The organism is Burkholderia sp. Bp8986 (assembly GCF_003854225.1).
Lineage (GTDB): Bacteria > Pseudomonadota > Gammaproteobacteria > Burkholderiales > Burkholderiaceae > Burkholderia.
Map to the genome: position 1 here is coordinate 67,677 of NZ_QTQM01000028.1, position 13,377 is coordinate 81,053.

Annotated in this window: 12 protein-coding genes; 3 read left to right on the plus strand and 9 right to left on the minus strand. The window is 66.2% G+C overall.

Translation table 11 applies throughout. From position 1 onward, the window contains the following. Positions 1-158: 158 nt before the first annotated feature. Positions 159-821, minus strand: coding sequence for an RlmE family RNA methyltransferase (locus tag DID99_RS23490; RefSeq protein WP_124487584.1), 663 nt, complete (start codon positions 819-821; stop codon positions 159-161). A 193-nt stretch (positions 822-1,014) separates the two neighbouring features. Here DID99_RS23490 and DID99_RS23495 point away from each other — a divergent pair, with 193 nt between their 5' ends. After that, positions 1,015-1,542 carry a YhbY family RNA-binding protein gene (locus tag DID99_RS23495; protein ID WP_124487583.1) on the plus strand — a complete coding sequence of 176 codons (528 nt, stop codon included), beginning with the start codon at positions 1,015-1,017 and terminating at the stop codon, positions 1,540-1,542. Positions 1,543-1,600: 58 nt separating this feature from the next. Here the strand turns inward: DID99_RS23495 and DID99_RS23500 are convergent, their stop codons facing one another. The 8 genes from DID99_RS23500 to gloB all read right to left on the minus strand — a co-directional run bounded on the left by DID99_RS23500 (position 1,601) and on the right by gloB (position 12,099). Beyond that, positions 1,601-2,059: a DUF4149 domain-containing protein gene (locus DID99_RS23500; RefSeq protein WP_044844897.1), complete on the minus strand. Its 459-nt coding sequence runs from the start codon at positions 2,057-2,059 to the stop codon at positions 1,601-1,603. A gap of 14 nt (positions 2,060-2,073) precedes the next feature. Further along, positions 2,074-2,550: a transcription elongation factor GreA gene (gene greA / locus DID99_RS23505; protein ID WP_021163362.1), complete on the minus strand. Its 477-nt coding sequence runs from the start codon at positions 2,548-2,550 to the stop codon at positions 2,074-2,076. Between the two features lie 118 nt (positions 2,551-2,668). After that, the gene (gene carB, locus DID99_RS23510) at positions 2,669-5,923 is read right to left on the minus strand and encodes a carbamoyl-phosphate synthase large subunit (RefSeq protein WP_124667607.1); all 3,255 of its coding nucleotides are present in this window, start codon (positions 5,921-5,923) and stop codon (positions 2,669-2,671) included. A gap of 60 nt (positions 5,924-5,983) precedes the next feature. After that, positions 5,984-6,643, minus strand: a complete 660-nt coding sequence (gene leuE, locus DID99_RS23515) for a leucine efflux protein LeuE (protein WP_124487581.1) — start codon at positions 6,641-6,643, stop codon at positions 5,984-5,986. Positions 6,644-6,680: 37 nt separating this feature from the next. Then, the gene (gene carA / locus DID99_RS23520) at positions 6,681-7,826 is read right to left on the minus strand and encodes a glutamine-hydrolyzing carbamoyl-phosphate synthase small subunit (protein ID WP_044844900.1); all 1,146 of its coding nucleotides are present in this window, start codon (positions 7,824-7,826) and stop codon (positions 6,681-6,683) included. Between the two features lie 361 nt (positions 7,827-8,187). Further along, positions 8,188-9,420, minus strand: a complete 1,233-nt coding sequence (locus DID99_RS23530) for a nitrate/nitrite transporter (RefSeq protein WP_124667608.1) — start codon at positions 9,418-9,420, stop codon at positions 8,188-8,190. 152 nt (positions 9,421-9,572) lie between these two features. Continuing rightward, a complete protein-coding gene (locus tag DID99_RS23535) occupies positions 9,573-11,141 on the minus strand; it encodes a transglycosylase SLT domain-containing protein (protein WP_124487579.1) in 1,569 nt (522 codons plus the stop codon). A 151-nt stretch (positions 11,142-11,292) separates the two neighbouring features. Then, positions 11,293-12,099 carry a hydroxyacylglutathione hydrolase gene (gene gloB / locus DID99_RS23540; protein WP_124667609.1) on the minus strand — a complete coding sequence of 269 codons (807 nt, stop codon included), beginning with the start codon at positions 12,097-12,099 and terminating at the stop codon, positions 11,293-11,295. A gap of 18 nt (positions 12,100-12,117) precedes the next feature. Here gloB and DID99_RS23545 point away from each other — a divergent pair, with 18 nt between their 5' ends. Together DID99_RS23545 and rnhA are read left to right on the plus strand one after the other, a co-directional pair. Continuing rightward, positions 12,118-12,930 (plus strand): class I SAM-dependent methyltransferase, encoded by an 813-nt coding sequence (locus tag DID99_RS23545; RefSeq protein ID WP_044844904.1) that lies wholly within the window; start codon positions 12,118-12,120, stop codon positions 12,928-12,930. Beyond that, a complete protein-coding gene (rnhA, locus tag DID99_RS23550) occupies positions 12,927-13,370 on the plus strand; it encodes a ribonuclease HI (RefSeq protein ID WP_044844905.1) in 444 nt (147 codons plus the stop codon). The genes DID99_RS23545 and rnhA overlap by 4 nt, the downstream gene beginning before the upstream one ends. The last annotated feature ends 7 nt before the right edge of the window (positions 13,371-13,377 follow it).

Genomic DNA, 13,377 nt, shown 5'->3' on the forward strand with positions numbered 1-13,377 from the left:
TCCTTCACTCGTAGACGAGCGCCTACATTTTCCTTGCGGCGCTCCTCGGTCATTCTAATCCAGTCCGACCACCCCTGCCATAAGGATTGACAACCGCCGCGATAGCGCTTCGCTTGTCTGGCAAGGGCCGGAGCCCGTTTGCGGCACGCCGCTGCGCGTCAGCGCGGATGCTTCAGATGCCGACCCAAAATGAACGTTTCGGACGATTTGTCGCGGGACGCCTTCGGCTTGCGCGGCGCGACAGTCTTAAACTGCTGTTTGAACTTTTCGACGATCTGGCTGTAGCCGCTGCCGTGAAAGCACTTCACGAGCAGCGCACCGTCCGGCTTCAGATGATTCTGCGCGAATTCGAGCGCCAGATCGCACAGATGCTCGATGCGCGCCGCGTCCGCCGAGGCCACGCCGGAGAGGTTGGGGGCCATGTCGGAAATAACAAGGTCCACCGCGCGACCTTCGAGCACTTCTTCGAGCCGGTGGAGGACGTCGTCCTCGCGGAAATCGCCCTGCAGGAAGTGGACGTCGGCGATCGGCTCCATCGGCAGGATGTCGAGCGCCACGATCGTGCCGTCGATGCCGCCTTCGCGCTCCGCGTCGCGCTTCTTGCCCTGCGCGAGCTTGTTGCGGGCATACTGGCTCCAGCTGCCCGGCGTCGCGCCGAGGTCGACGATCACCTGGCCCGGACGGATCAGCTTGTCCTGCTCGTCGATTTCCTTCAGCTTGTACGCGGCGCGCGCGCGATAGCCCTCCCGCTGCGCCATTTTGACGTACGGGTCGTTGATGTGGTCGTGCAGCCAGTGCTGGTTAAAGCGGTTTTTTGCCATTCGAGAGAGAGATTGCTGCTATTTGCTTCGTGAAGCCGTGCTTTTGGCGGATAATACGCGTCTTCTTCGCGCGGCTGCGGCCCCTTCCGGGCCCAAGCCGCGATTTTACGTGGTTTCGGCGCGCGGCTGATGCGGTAACTTCCCGCGATTCGCTTCTGACGCAGCGCGCCCCTATTTAGATTTCGACATTTCCATGCCCGCCCTTTCGCTTTCCCCCGCCGAGCGCTCCGCGCTGCGCTCCCAGGCCCATGCGCTCAAGCCCGTCGTGCTGATCGGCGCCGAAGGGCTCACCGACGCCGTGCTGAAGGAAATCAAGGTGCACCTCGCTGCGCACCAGTTGATCAAGATCCGTGTGTTCGGTGACGAGCGCGACGAGCGCGTCGCCATTTACGACGAGATCTGCGACCGCCTGAACGCGGCGCCGATCCAGCACATCGGCAAGCTGCTGGTGATCTGGAAGCCCGAGGCTGCCGTGACGGCCCCGGCCCGCGGCCGTCGTGCCGGCGCGCTGCCGAGCGCGGCCGAAGCCGTCGACGACAAGAAAGGCCGTGCACCGCGCACCGTCAAGGTCGTCAAGGTGTCGCCGAACGCGAGCCCGGTGCGCCGTCCGCGGCCGGTGAAGGTCACGGTGCGCGGCAACGAGCGCGTGACGGCAGGCGGCACGGTGAAGCGCGCGAAAAAGCGTCAGGCCAGCACGAAGCGGCCGCACCAGGGCAAGTAATCCCGCCGCGCGGCACGGGGCACCCCGTGCCGCGTTGCCCGCGCGGCGCTCAGGCCATTCAGGCGTCTTGCGCCGGCAGACGCCAGATCAGCATCAGCCCCAGCACGCTCTCGACGAGATAGAACAGGCTCGAGACGCCGTGCAGCATCCCGAAGCGGCTCGCATACGGCGAGTTCGCGATATCGGTGCCCGCCTCCATCGCGGCCACCCGCAGCGCGTTCATGAACGGCTGCAACGCAAAATACCCGACCAGCACGCACGCGACCATCGCCGCGACGATCCAGCGCACGCGACGATAATCGCCGCTGCCGCGCCGCACCTGCTGGTTCGACAGCGCGAGCAGCAGCACGCCGCATACCACACCGAGGATCGCCTCGATGCGGAACAGCTGGGCGGCGACCGAGCCGGCCGTCATCCGCTCCAGCGTCCGGAACAGCACGGGCGCGACCGCATACCCGATCGTCAGCAGGCTGCCGACCCACACGGCCGACAGCAGACGGAACACGCGATGCGGCATCACGTCGCCCCGCTTCAGATATAGCTGACCGAGATGATTTCGTACTCGCGCACGCCGCTCGGCGCCTGCACGGCCGCGACGTCGCCTTCGGACTTGCCGATCAGCGCGCGCGCGATCGGCGAGCTGACCGAGATCAGGCCGTGATCGATATCGGCTTCGTCGTCGCCGACGATCTGGTACTTGACGGTGTCGCCGGACTCGAGATCCTCGAGTTCGACCGTCGATGCGAAGACCACGCGGCCTTCGGCGTCGAGCACGGTGGGATCGATGACCTGCGCGGCCGACAGCTTCGATTCGATTTCCGCGATGCGACCCTCGATGAAGCCCTGTTTTTCTTTCGCAGCGTCGTATTCGGCGTTTTCGGACAGATCGCCCTGTGCGCGAGCCTCCGCGATCGCGTTGATCACGGCCGGCCGCTCGACGGACTTGAGGCGCTGCAATTCATCGCGCAGTTGCTCTGCGCCACGCTTTGTCAACGGAATGGTGCTCATAAACGGCTCAATCGCTAAAAACGGCTATAAAAAAAATCACCGCGATTAAACGTATTTCCGGTGAACCGGAAACACCGCTTAATCGCGGCACGTGTTGCTTCGACAGGTAACTGACTGCTTAGTTTAGGCGAGCGTGAAGACCTTGTAAATCATAGACTTCCAGATCCTTCAGGTAGCGCAGGCCTTCGACGGCCGCGCGCGCGCCGGACATCGTCGTGTAGTACGTGACCTTGTGCGCCTGTGCGCTCATGCGGATCGAACGCGAATCGGCGATCGCCTGGCGCGTCTCGTCGACCGTCGTGAACACGAGTGCGATCTCGCCGTTCTTGATCATGTCGACGATGTGCGGACGGCCGTCCTTCACCTTGTTCACGACCTTCACCGGCACGCCGGCCGCTTCGATCGCGGCAGCCGTGCCCTTGGTCGCGACGATCGGGTAGCCGAGGTCGTGCAGCATGCGCGCGACTTCGACCGCCTTCGGCTTGTCGGCATCCATCACGGTGAGCAGCACCGTGCCCGACTCCGGCAGGCGCGAACCGGCCGCGAGCTGCGACTTGAACAGCGCTTCGCCGAAGGTCTGGCCGACGCCCATCACTTCGCCGGTCGAACGCATTTCAGGCCCGAGGACCGGATCGACGGTCGGGAACTTGACGAACGGGAACACCGCTTCCTTCACGCTGAAGTACGGCGGCTCGACTTCCTTCGTCACGCCCTGCTGCGCGAGCTTCTGGCCGACCATCGCGCGCGCCGCGATCTTCGCGAGCGGCAGGCTGGTCGCCTTCGACACGTACGGCACCGTGCGCGACGCGCGCGGGTTCACTTCGAGCACGTAGATGATGTCCTGCTTCGAACCGTCCGCCTGCGGCACCTGCTGGATCGCGAACTGCACGTTCATCAGGCCGACCACGTTCAGCGCCTTCGCCATCGCGCCCGTCTGGCGCTTCAGCTCGGCCACGGTTTCCTTCGACAGCGAGTACGGCGGCAGCGAGCATGCCGAGTCGCCCGAGTGGACGCCCGCCTGCTCGATGTGCTCCATCACGCCGCCGATGAACACCGACTCGCCGTCGCAGATGCAGTCGACGTCGCATTCGATCGCGTCGTTCAGGAAGCGATCGAGCAGCACCGGCGAATCGTTCGACACCTTCACGGCCTCGCGCATGTAGCGCTCGAGGTCGCGCGGCTCGTGGACGATTTCCATCGCACGGCCGCCCAGCACGTACGACGGACGCACGACGAGCGGGTAGCCGATTTCGGCCGCCAGCGCGAGCGCTTCGTCTTCGGCGCGCGCGGTGCGGTTCGGCGGCTGGCGCAGGCCGAGGTCCTGCAGCAGCTTCTGGAAGCGTTCGCGGTCTTCGGCCGCGTCGATCATGTCCGGCGACGTGCCGACGATCGGCACGCCGTGCGCCTCGAGGTCGAGCGCGAGCTTCAGCGGCGTCTGGCCGCCGTACTGGACGATCACGCCGACCGGCTTTTCCTTGTCGACGATCTCGAGCACGTCTTCCAGCGTCAGCGGCTCGAAGTACAGGCGGTCGGACGTGTCGTAGTCGGTCGACACCGTTTCCGGGTTGCAGTTGACCATGATCGTTTCGTAACCGTCCTCGCGCATCGCGAGGGCCGCGTGCACGCAGCAGTAGTCGAACTCGATGCCCTGGCCGATCCGGTTCGGGCCGCCGCCCAGCACCATGATCTTCTTGTTGGTGGTCGGCTGCGCCTCGCACTCTTCCTCGTAGGTCGAGTACATGTAGGCCGTCTTGGTCGCGAACTCGGCCGCGCAGGTGTCGACGCGCTTGTAGACCGGGCGCACGTTCAGTTCGACGCGGCGGCGACGGACGTCTTCCGGCGTCGCGCCGAGCAGCTTCGCGAGGCGGCGGTCGGAGAAGCCGCTCTGCTTCAGGAAGCGCAACTCGTCGAACGTCAGCGACGCGAGCGTGCGGCCCGCGAGCGCCTTTTCCTTCAGGATGATCTGCTCGATCTGCTCGAGGAACCACGGGTCGATCGCGGTTTCCGCGAAGATTTCCTCGGCCGTCATGCCGATGCGGAACGCATCGCCGACGTACCAGATGCGGTCCGGGCCCGGCTCGTGGATCTCGATCGCGATCTCGTCGCGGTCGGTCGACTTCTCGTCGAGACCGTCGACGCCGACTTCGAGGCCGCGCAGCGCCTTCTGGAACGATTCCTGGAACGTGCGGCCGATCGCCATCACTTCACCGACCGACTTCATCTGCGTGGTCAGGCGCGAATCGGCTTCGCGGAACTTCTCGAACGCGAAACGCGGGATCTTCGTGACGACGTAGTCGATCGTCGGCTCGAACGACGCCGGCGTCTGGCCGCCGGTGATTTCGTTCTTCAGCTCGTCGAGCGTGTAGCCGACCGCCAGCTTCGCCGCAACCTTCGCGATCGGGAAGCCGGTCGCCTTCGACGCGAGCGCCGACGAACGCGACACGCGCGGGTTCATCTCGATGACGACCATGCGGCCGTCCTTCGGGTTGATCGAGAACTGCACGTTCGAGCCGCCCGTGTCGACGCCGATCTCGCGCAGCACCGCGAGCGATGCGTTACGCAGGATCTGGTATTCCTTGTCGGTGAGCGTCTGCGCCGGCGCGACCGTGATCGAGTCGCCGGTGTGCACGCCCATCGGGTCGAGGTTCTCGATCGAGCACACGATGATGCAGTTGTCGGCGCGGTCGCGCACGACTTCCATCTCGTATTCCTTCCAGCCGAGCAGCGATTCCTCGATCAGCAGTTCGCGCGTCGGCGACAGGTCGAGGCCGCGCTTGCAGATCTCTTCGAATTCTTCGCGGTTGTATGCGATGCCGCCGCCCGAGCCGCCGAGCGTGAACGACGGACGGATCACGACCGGGTAACCGCTGCCGCCGGTGCCGGCCATGATCTCGGCGTGCACCTGGGTCGCTTCTTCCATCGAGTGCGCGATGCCCGACTTCGCGGAACCGAGACCGATCTTGGTCATCGCTTCCTTGAATTTCTGGCGGTCTTCCGCCTTGTCGATCGCTTCCGGCGACGCGCCGATCAGCTCGACGCCGAACTTCTCGAGCACGCCGTGGTGGTGCAGGTCGAGCGCGCAGTTCAGCGCGGTCTGGCCGCCCATCGTCGGCAGGATCGCGTCCGGGCGCTCCTTCTCGATGATGCGTGCGACCACTTCCCACGTGATCGGCTCGATGTACGTAACGTCGGCCGTGTTCGGGTCGGTCATGATCGTCGCCGGGTTGCTGTTCACGAGGACGACCTTGTAGCCCTCTTCACGCAGCGCCTTGCAAGCCTGCGCGCCCGAATAGTCGAACTCGCAAGCCTGGCCGATGATGATCGGGCCGGCGCCGATGATGAGGATGCTTTTGATGTCTGTGCGTTTTGGCATGGCTTGTGAATTCAGTAAGTAATCTTTGTCGTGGCGTTGTCGTCGGTCGGCAGGCCGCGCTCAGCTCATGGTGGCGAGCGCGAGCTTCACCGAGAAACCGATGAACAGGCCGCCCACGCTGCTCGCCGCGCCCGCCGCGAGCCTGCGGCGGCGGCGGAAATGCTCGGCGAGCCGTGCGCCCGCGAAGATCAGCGTGCTCAGGTACAGGAAGCTCGCGCATTGCGCGATCGCCCCGAGCACGACGAACGACAGCGCGGGATGCGGGAATGCCGGGTCGACGAACTGGATGAAGAACGAGATGAAGAACAGGATCGCCTTCGGATTCAGGAGGCTCACGATCAGCGCCTTGCGGAACGGCCGCTCGCCGTCGACCGCCTGCGGCGCGTCAGCCGGCGCATCGCTGCGCGCGCGCAGCTTCTGCCACGCGCTGCGCAGCATGCCTGAGCCGATGTAGAGCAGATACGCGGCGCCGCCGTACTTGACGACGGAGAACAGCAGCGGGTTCGCCTTCAGGAGCGACGCGACGCCCGCGGCGGACAGCACCATCAGCACCGTATCGCCGACGAACACGCCGCAAGCCGCGCGATAGCCGGCCTTCACGCCGCGCTGCGCCGCGAGCGACAGCACGTACATCGAGTTCGGCCCCGGCAGCAGGATGATGAAGATCACGCCGAACACGTAGGTCCAGATATCCGTGATGCCGAGTGCGTGGCCGAACATGATGCGAATCTCCCGTTCTTCGGTTGCTTCAGTTGCGTCAGGCGTTGCGCTGCTTCGCCGCGTCCATCAGTGCGGTGAAACGGTCGAACAGATAGCCGATGTCGTGCGGGCCGGGCGACGCTTCCGGGTGGCCCTGGAAGCAGAATGCCGGCTTGTCGGTCAGCTCGAAGCCCTGCAGCGTGCCGTCGAACAGCGACACGTGCGTCACGCGCGCGTTGGCCGGCAGCGAATCCGCGTCGACCGCGAAGCCGTGGTTCTGCGACGTGATCACCACGCGACCGTCGCCGAGATCCTTCACCGGGTGGTTCGCGCCGTGGTGGCCCGTCTTCATCTTGAGCGTCTTCGCGCCGACCGCGAGGCCCATGATCTGGTGGCCGAGGCAGATGCCGAAGGTCGGCACGCCACGCTCGATGAACTGCTTCGTGGCCGCGATCGCGTAGTCGCACGGTTCCGGATCGCCGGGGCCGTTCGACAGGAAGATGCCGTCCGGATTCAGCGCGAGCGCATCTTCCGCGCTCGCTTGTGCCGGCAGCACCGTCACGTGGCAACCGCGCTCCGCGAGCATGCGCAGGATGTTGTACTTGACGCCGAAGTCATACGCGACGACGCGGTACTTCGGCGCTTCCTGCATGCCGTAGCCGCTGCCGAGGCGCCATTCGGTCTGCTTCCACTCGAACGGCTTGGTGGTCGATACGACCTTCGCGAGATCCATGCCCGCGAGGCCCGCGAACGAGCGCGCGAGCTCGATCGCCTTCGCCTCGTCGTCCGAGCCGGCCAGGATGCAGCCGCTCTGCGCGCCCTTGTCGCGCAGGATCCGGGTCAGCTTGCGGGTATCGATGCCGGCGATCGCGACGACGCCTTCGTCGCGCAGGTAATCGCCGAGCGTGCGGTCCATGCGGAAGTTCGATGCGAGCGTCGGCAGATCACGGATGATCAGGCCGGCGGCATGGACTTTCGTGGCTTCGACGTCTTCGGCGTTGACGCCGACGTTGCCGATATGCGGGTAGGTGAGCGTGACGATCTGACGCGCGTAGCTCGGATCGGTCAGGATTTCCTGATAGCCGGTAATCGCGGTGTTGAACACGACTTCACCGATCGTGTGGCCTTCGGCCCCGATCGAATAACCACGAAAGACCGTGCCGTCGGCGAGTGCAAGCAAGGCGGGAGAAAAAGACGGCAACACGGGAGGCTCCTTGGGGAACACCCTGCTGCCGACCTGTTTACCCTGCCGCGCGAGCGCCGCGCTGCGTAGGCGCGCGGAATCGCTAGCTGGACGCGACCTGCGTTGTCGAGACGCGAACCCGGCGCGTGGCGCACGAGGCTTCGCGGCATCGCCCGACAGGCGGCGTGCGGCGGATGAACGGGATGAGTGAGGTAGGCGCTAGGGTGCGAGGTTGATCAGCACAAACTTTCAAATTATAGCCCGAAATTGGCCTTATCTTCAATCGATATGGCCGTCCGATCGTGCATGCGGCGCGCGTGACGGCGCGCGGTCGCGCACGACACTCGTTGCTGCGGCCCCGTTTCCGCAGCCGCCCTACCCGTCAGCGTACCGCCGGATCAACGTGCTTGCCAGCGCTGCGCGCGGGCCACACGCACCAGACCGCGCTCGCGAGCTGCAGCGCGAGCAGCACGCTCCATGCCGTGACGTGCGCGGCGGCCGGGTAATGGCCGTCGACGGCCGGCCAGTGCGACAGCACCGCGCCGATGCCGATCTGGAACGCAAAGATCAGCACGAAGATCACGAGCGTCAGCGTCGTATTCGCGCGGCCGATCAGATGCGCCGGAAAGCGACCGGCCAGCACCGCGTAGGTCAGGATCCCGACGCCGCCGAACATCCCGTAGGCCGCCCACAGCACGGCCGGCGGCAGCGGCACGCGCGCGACGATCGCGCCCTGCGTGGCGACGAACAGCGCCATGCCGATGCCGCAAAATGCCTGGACGGACACCCCGCGGCGCTCGAGCACGCGCGCCGCCGCGCCGAAGCCGACGCAGCCCGCCATCATCGCGAAGCCGAGCACCGACACGAGCCGCGCGGCGTGCTGCGCATCGAACCCCGCGACGTCGCGCAGGTACGGGCCGACCCACAGCGACTGCATCGCATAGAACACGCCCTGCGTGACGATCGAGAACGACGAAATCTTCCAGAACGCACGGCTGCCCAGGATGTGCCACGTGCCCTTGAACTGGCTGACGATCCCGCCCTGCTGACGCGGCCGCTCGGCTTCCGGCGCACCGAGGCCGATCGCGGCCGCGACGACGATCGTCAGCACCGCGAGGCCGCCGCAGATCACGCGCCAGCTCGTCACGCCGAGCAGCCAGGTCAGCGGCGAGCCGACCGCGACACCACCCAGGCCGCCGACCGCCATCACGAGACCGTTGACGAGCGGAAGCCGGCCGACCGGAAAATGCTGCGCGAGCGCCTTGAACGCCGCGCCGAGACACACCGATACGCCGACGCCGATCAGGAGCCGGCCGACCATCATCGTGCCGAGATCGTGCGCGATACCGAACACGGCGGCGCCGGCGGCCGCGAACAGCAGCATCCCGGCCGCCACGCGGCGCGGGCCGAAATGGTCGAGCAGCACGCCGGCCGGAATCTGCGCGCCGGCGAAGCCGAGGAAATAGAGACTGGTGAGCAGCCCGAGATCGGCGGCCGACAGCCCGAGCTCGTGCGTGACGAACGGCGCGAAGCCGAGATTGACGCCGCGGAACACGTACGACACGAAATATCCGATCGCAAACAGCGCGAGCACCCTCACCTGCACCGACGACATCGCTTCTCCTTGTGACTGCGCGCAGCGGCGGCCGCGCTGCCGCGCACAAACGAAAACGCCGTCACCTCGGTGACGGCGTTGCTACGCGTTTCGTCGGATGATAACGCAATCGCGCGGCCCGGTCGGGCCGCCGCGCCGCGATCGCGGCCGCGTTACTTCTTGCCCTTGTGCGCAGCGGCCTTCGGTGCAGCCTTCGCGGGCGCGGCCTTGGCCGCACGGGCCGCTGGCTTCGCGGCACCGTGCTTCGCGCCGCGCGACTTGCCGCCGACGGACAGGCTCGCGCGCTCGATATGCGCGCCGGCGGTCGACGTCGCGATCCGCTCCGGCCCCGGCTCGGCCGGCACCGCGCGGCCGACCGGCACGTGCAGCACGAGCGCCTGGCCCGGCATCGCGAGATCGCGATGCGTGCGGTTCCATGCCTTCAGCTGCGCGACCGACACGCCGTAGCGGCCGGCGATCGCCGCCATCGACTGCTTGCGGCGCACGCGGATCAGCATCTTGCGCGTGTCGGGCACGTCGGGCTCCATCGCGAGCACGCCGTTTTCCGCGACGTCCGCGCTGATGTCCTCGTCGTCGTCATCGCCGCGCGGCACGACGATCGTCGAGCCCGGCTTCAGGCGCATGCCGGCCGGAATCTTGTTGACCGACATCAGCGTGTCGGCGTCCACGCCGATCTTCTCGGCGATCGCGGCAGGGCGCGCGCGCTCGCTCACCGTATAGGTGGTCCACGTCGACAACTGGCCGTTGTAGGCCTTCAGGTTCTTCTCGAACGCCGCCGCGTTGTCGAACGGCAGCAGGATCTGCGGCTCGGTCGCGCCGAGGATCACCGGCTTCGCGAACGACGGGTTCAGCGAGCGGAACTCGTCGAGCGACAGATTCGCGAGCTTCGCGGCCACCGCCACGTCGATGTCGCGCGCCGTCGTGACCGTCACGAAATACGGGTGGTTGGGGATCTCCGGCAGCGTCAGGCCGAACTGCTGCGGATTCGCGATGATGTTCTTCACCGCCTGCAGCTTCGGCACGTAGTTGCGCGTCTCGTTCGGCATCCGCAGGCTCTGGTAGTCGGTCGGCAGGCCGGCCGCCTGGTTGCGCGCGATCGCGCGCTGCACGTTGCCTTCGCCCCAGTTGTACGCGGCCAGTGCGAGATACCAGTCGCCGAACATGTCATGCAGGCGCGATAGGTAGTCGAGCGCGGCGCTCGTCGACGCGAGCACGTCGCGACGCTCGTCCTGCCACATGTTGCGCTTCAGGTTGTACGTGCGGCCCGTGCCCGGCATGAACTGCCACATGCCGGCCGCCTTCGCGACCGACAGCGCCTGCGGGTTGAACGCGGATTCGATGAACGGCAGCAGCGCGAGCTCGGTCGGCATGTGGCGCGCCTCGAGCTCCTCGACGATGTGATAGAGGTACTTCTGCGAGCGCTCGGTCATGCGCTGCACGTAATCGGGACGTTGCGTGTACCAGGTCGTCTGCATGTCGACGAGGTCGCTCTGCAGGTCGGGCATCTGGAAGCCGCGGCGAATACGGCCCCAGAGATCGGAGTCCGCACTGGTCAGGTCGCCGACGGATTGCTTGTCGACGTCGACAGTTTCTTTGGCGGTGGCTGATTTACGGAGGTAGTTGGACGTCGCCTGCGAATCGGCGGCGTTGTTGGCGACAGGGGCCTGGCTCGCGCAAGCGGCGAGCAGCAGGACCACCATCGCACTCAATATAAGTCGCATGAAAATCTCGGCTTCCGACGGCTGGAAATTGCTGGCGATACTACGGAAGTGCGTGCTTCACGTCAATAAAAACACCGAAAACTCAGCGAAATCCTACATTTGCAGCAATTTTTACAGACGCCACCTGAGGTTTGGAGTCCTCCCGAAATCGTCATCGGAACCGGTTTTTCCACTCGCGCATCAGCGTGAATGCCGCCAGTCGATCCGGCACCGTTTCGTGCAGCTCGGCCTCGAGCGTCGCATGGATGGCCGCGCTGTCCGACCGCATGAACGGGTTGACGGCACGTTCGTGCGCGATCGTCGTGGGCAGCGTCGGCACGCCGCGCGCGCGCAGCGCCTGCGCATCGTCGCGCCAGGCGGCGAGCGCCGCATTGCCCGGTTCGCACGCGAGCGCGAAGCGGATGTTCGACAGCGTGTATTCGTGTGCGCAATGCACGCGCGTGTCGCCGGGCAGCGCCGCGAGCGCGTCGAGCGACGCGAGCATCTGCGCGGGCGTGCCTTCGAACAGCCGGCCGCAACCGCATGAGAACAGTGTATCTCCGCAGAACACGTGAGGCGTGGCCGCGCCCTGCCCGGCCGCCTGGAAATAGGCGATGTGGCCGCGCGTATGACCCGGCACGTCGAGCACGTCGAACGCAAGCGCCGGTGCGCCGAGCGTCACGCGATCGCCGCCCGCGAGCGGGCGCGTGACCACGTCGATCGATTCTTCCGCCGGGCCATAAACGACCAGCGGCACATCGTCCGGTTGGCCATCGCGCAGCGCCGCGACACCGCCGACGTGGTCGGCGTGATGGTGCGTGAGTAAAATAGCGGTCAAGCGCCAGCCGCGTTCGGCAAGAACACGGCGTACCGGCGCGGCTTCACCCGGATCGACGGCGATCGCATCGCGGCCGTCCGAGACGAGCCAGATATAGTTGTCTTCGAATGCCGGCACCGGCACATATTCCAGCTCGTTCATGGGCACGCAATCATCGTTATGTCCGATCGTCAAATTATAGACTGGCCCGCCTGGACCGACTCGCCACCCGGCCGCTACGTGCTGGACTGGGAGCAGGCGCAGCTCGACCGGATCGTGTCCGACGTCTTCGGGTTTCACGCGCTGCAGCTCGGCCTGCCGCAGCTCGACGCGCTGCGCGAGAACCGCATGCCGTATCGCGGCCTCGTGCTCGACCCGGCGAGCGGCGCGAGCGCGCCCTACCAGTATCCGTGGGCGCGCGAGGCGCATGCGCCCGAGCATGCGCCGGCCGATCGCAGCACGACCTGGTGCGACCTGCTCGACCTGCCGTTCGAGTCGCAGAGCGTCGACCTGATCGTGATGCCGCATACGCTCGAATTCACGTCCGACCCGCACCGCCTGCTGCGCGAGGCCGAACGCGTGCTGATGCCGGAAGGCCAGCTCGTAATCACCGGCTTCAATTCGCTGAGCCTGTGGGGCATGCGGCAGTCGTTCGGGCGCATGGCCAACCGCCCGTTCGTGCCGGCCGCACGCGACCAGATCGCGTTCATCCGGCTCAAGGACTGGATCAAGCTGCTCGGCTTCGATCTCGAGCGCGGCCGCTTCGGCTGCTACCGACCGCCGCTCGTCACCGACAAATGGCTTGCCCGCTACGGCTTCATGGAAGCCGCCGGCGACCGCTGGTGGCCGATCTTCGGCGCCGTCTACATGGTCACCGCCGTCAAGCGCGTGCGCGGCATGCGTCTCGTCGGCCCGATCAAGATGAAGAAGCCCGTGCTCGCGCCGGGCCTGACGCCGGCGGCCACTCCGACCACCCATCAAGAACACTCATGACCACCGACACCATCGACATCTATACCGACGGCGCCTGCAAAGGCAACCCCGGCCCCGGCGGCTGGGGCGCACTGCTGCGCTACGGCGACCGCGAAAAGGAGCTGTTCGGCGGCGAGCCGAACACGACCAACAACCGCATGGAGCTGATGGGCGTGATCGCCGCGCTCGAGGCGCTGAAGCGGCCGTGCCGCGTGATCGTCCATACCGACTCGCAGTACGTGCAGAAAGGCATCAGCGAGTGGATCCACGGCTGGAAGAAGAAGGGCTGGGTCACCGCGGCGAAAACCCCGGTGAAGAACGCCGACCTGTGGAAGCGGCTCGACGCGCTCGTCGCACAGCACGAGGTCGAGTGGCGCTGGGTGAAGGGCCATGCGGGCCATCCCGAAAACGAACGCGCGGACGCGCTCGCGAACCGCGGCGTCGCATCGCTCGCGGCCTGAATCGCAG

What these genes read in the sequence shown, in the direction of transcription:
- DID99_RS23490 (WP_124487584.1), bottom strand. Translation starts at nt 821, where the DNA reads ATGGCAAAAAACCGCTTTAACCAGCACTGGCTGCACGACCACATCAAC.
- DID99_RS23495 (WP_124487583.1), top strand. Translation starts at nt 1,015, where the DNA reads ATGCCCGCCCTTTCGCTTTCCCCCGCCGAGCGCTCCGCGCTGCGCTCC.
- DID99_RS23500 (WP_044844897.1), bottom strand. Translation starts at nt 2,059, where the DNA reads ATGCCGCATCGCGTGTTCCGTCTGCTGTCGGCCGTGTGGGTCGGCAGC.
- greA (WP_021163362.1), bottom strand. Translation starts at nt 2,550, where the DNA reads ATGAGCACCATTCCGTTGACAAAGCGTGGCGCAGAGCAACTGCGCGAT.
- carB (WP_124667607.1), bottom strand. Translation starts at nt 5,923, where the DNA reads ATGCCAAAACGCACAGACATCAAAAGCATCCTCATCATCGGCGCCGGC.
- leuE (WP_124487581.1), bottom strand. Translation starts at nt 6,643, where the DNA reads ATGTTCGGCCACGCACTCGGCATCACGGATATCTGGACCTACGTGTTC.
- DID99_RS23530 (WP_124667608.1), bottom strand. Translation starts at nt 9,420, where the DNA reads ATGTCGTCGGTGCAGGTGAGGGTGCTCGCGCTGTTTGCGATCGGATAT.
- DID99_RS23535 (WP_124487579.1), bottom strand. Translation starts at nt 11,141, where the DNA reads ATGCGACTTATATTGAGTGCGATGGTGGTCCTGCTGCTCGCCGCTTGC.
- gloB (WP_124667609.1), bottom strand. Translation starts at nt 12,099, where the DNA reads ATGAACGAGCTGGAATATGTGCCGGTGCCGGCATTCGAAGACAACTAT.
- DID99_RS23545 (WP_044844904.1), top strand. Translation starts at nt 12,118, where the DNA reads ATGTCCGATCGTCAAATTATAGACTGGCCCGCCTGGACCGACTCGCCA.
- rnhA (WP_044844905.1), top strand. Translation starts at nt 12,927, where the DNA reads ATGACCACCGACACCATCGACATCTATACCGACGGCGCCTGCAAAGGC.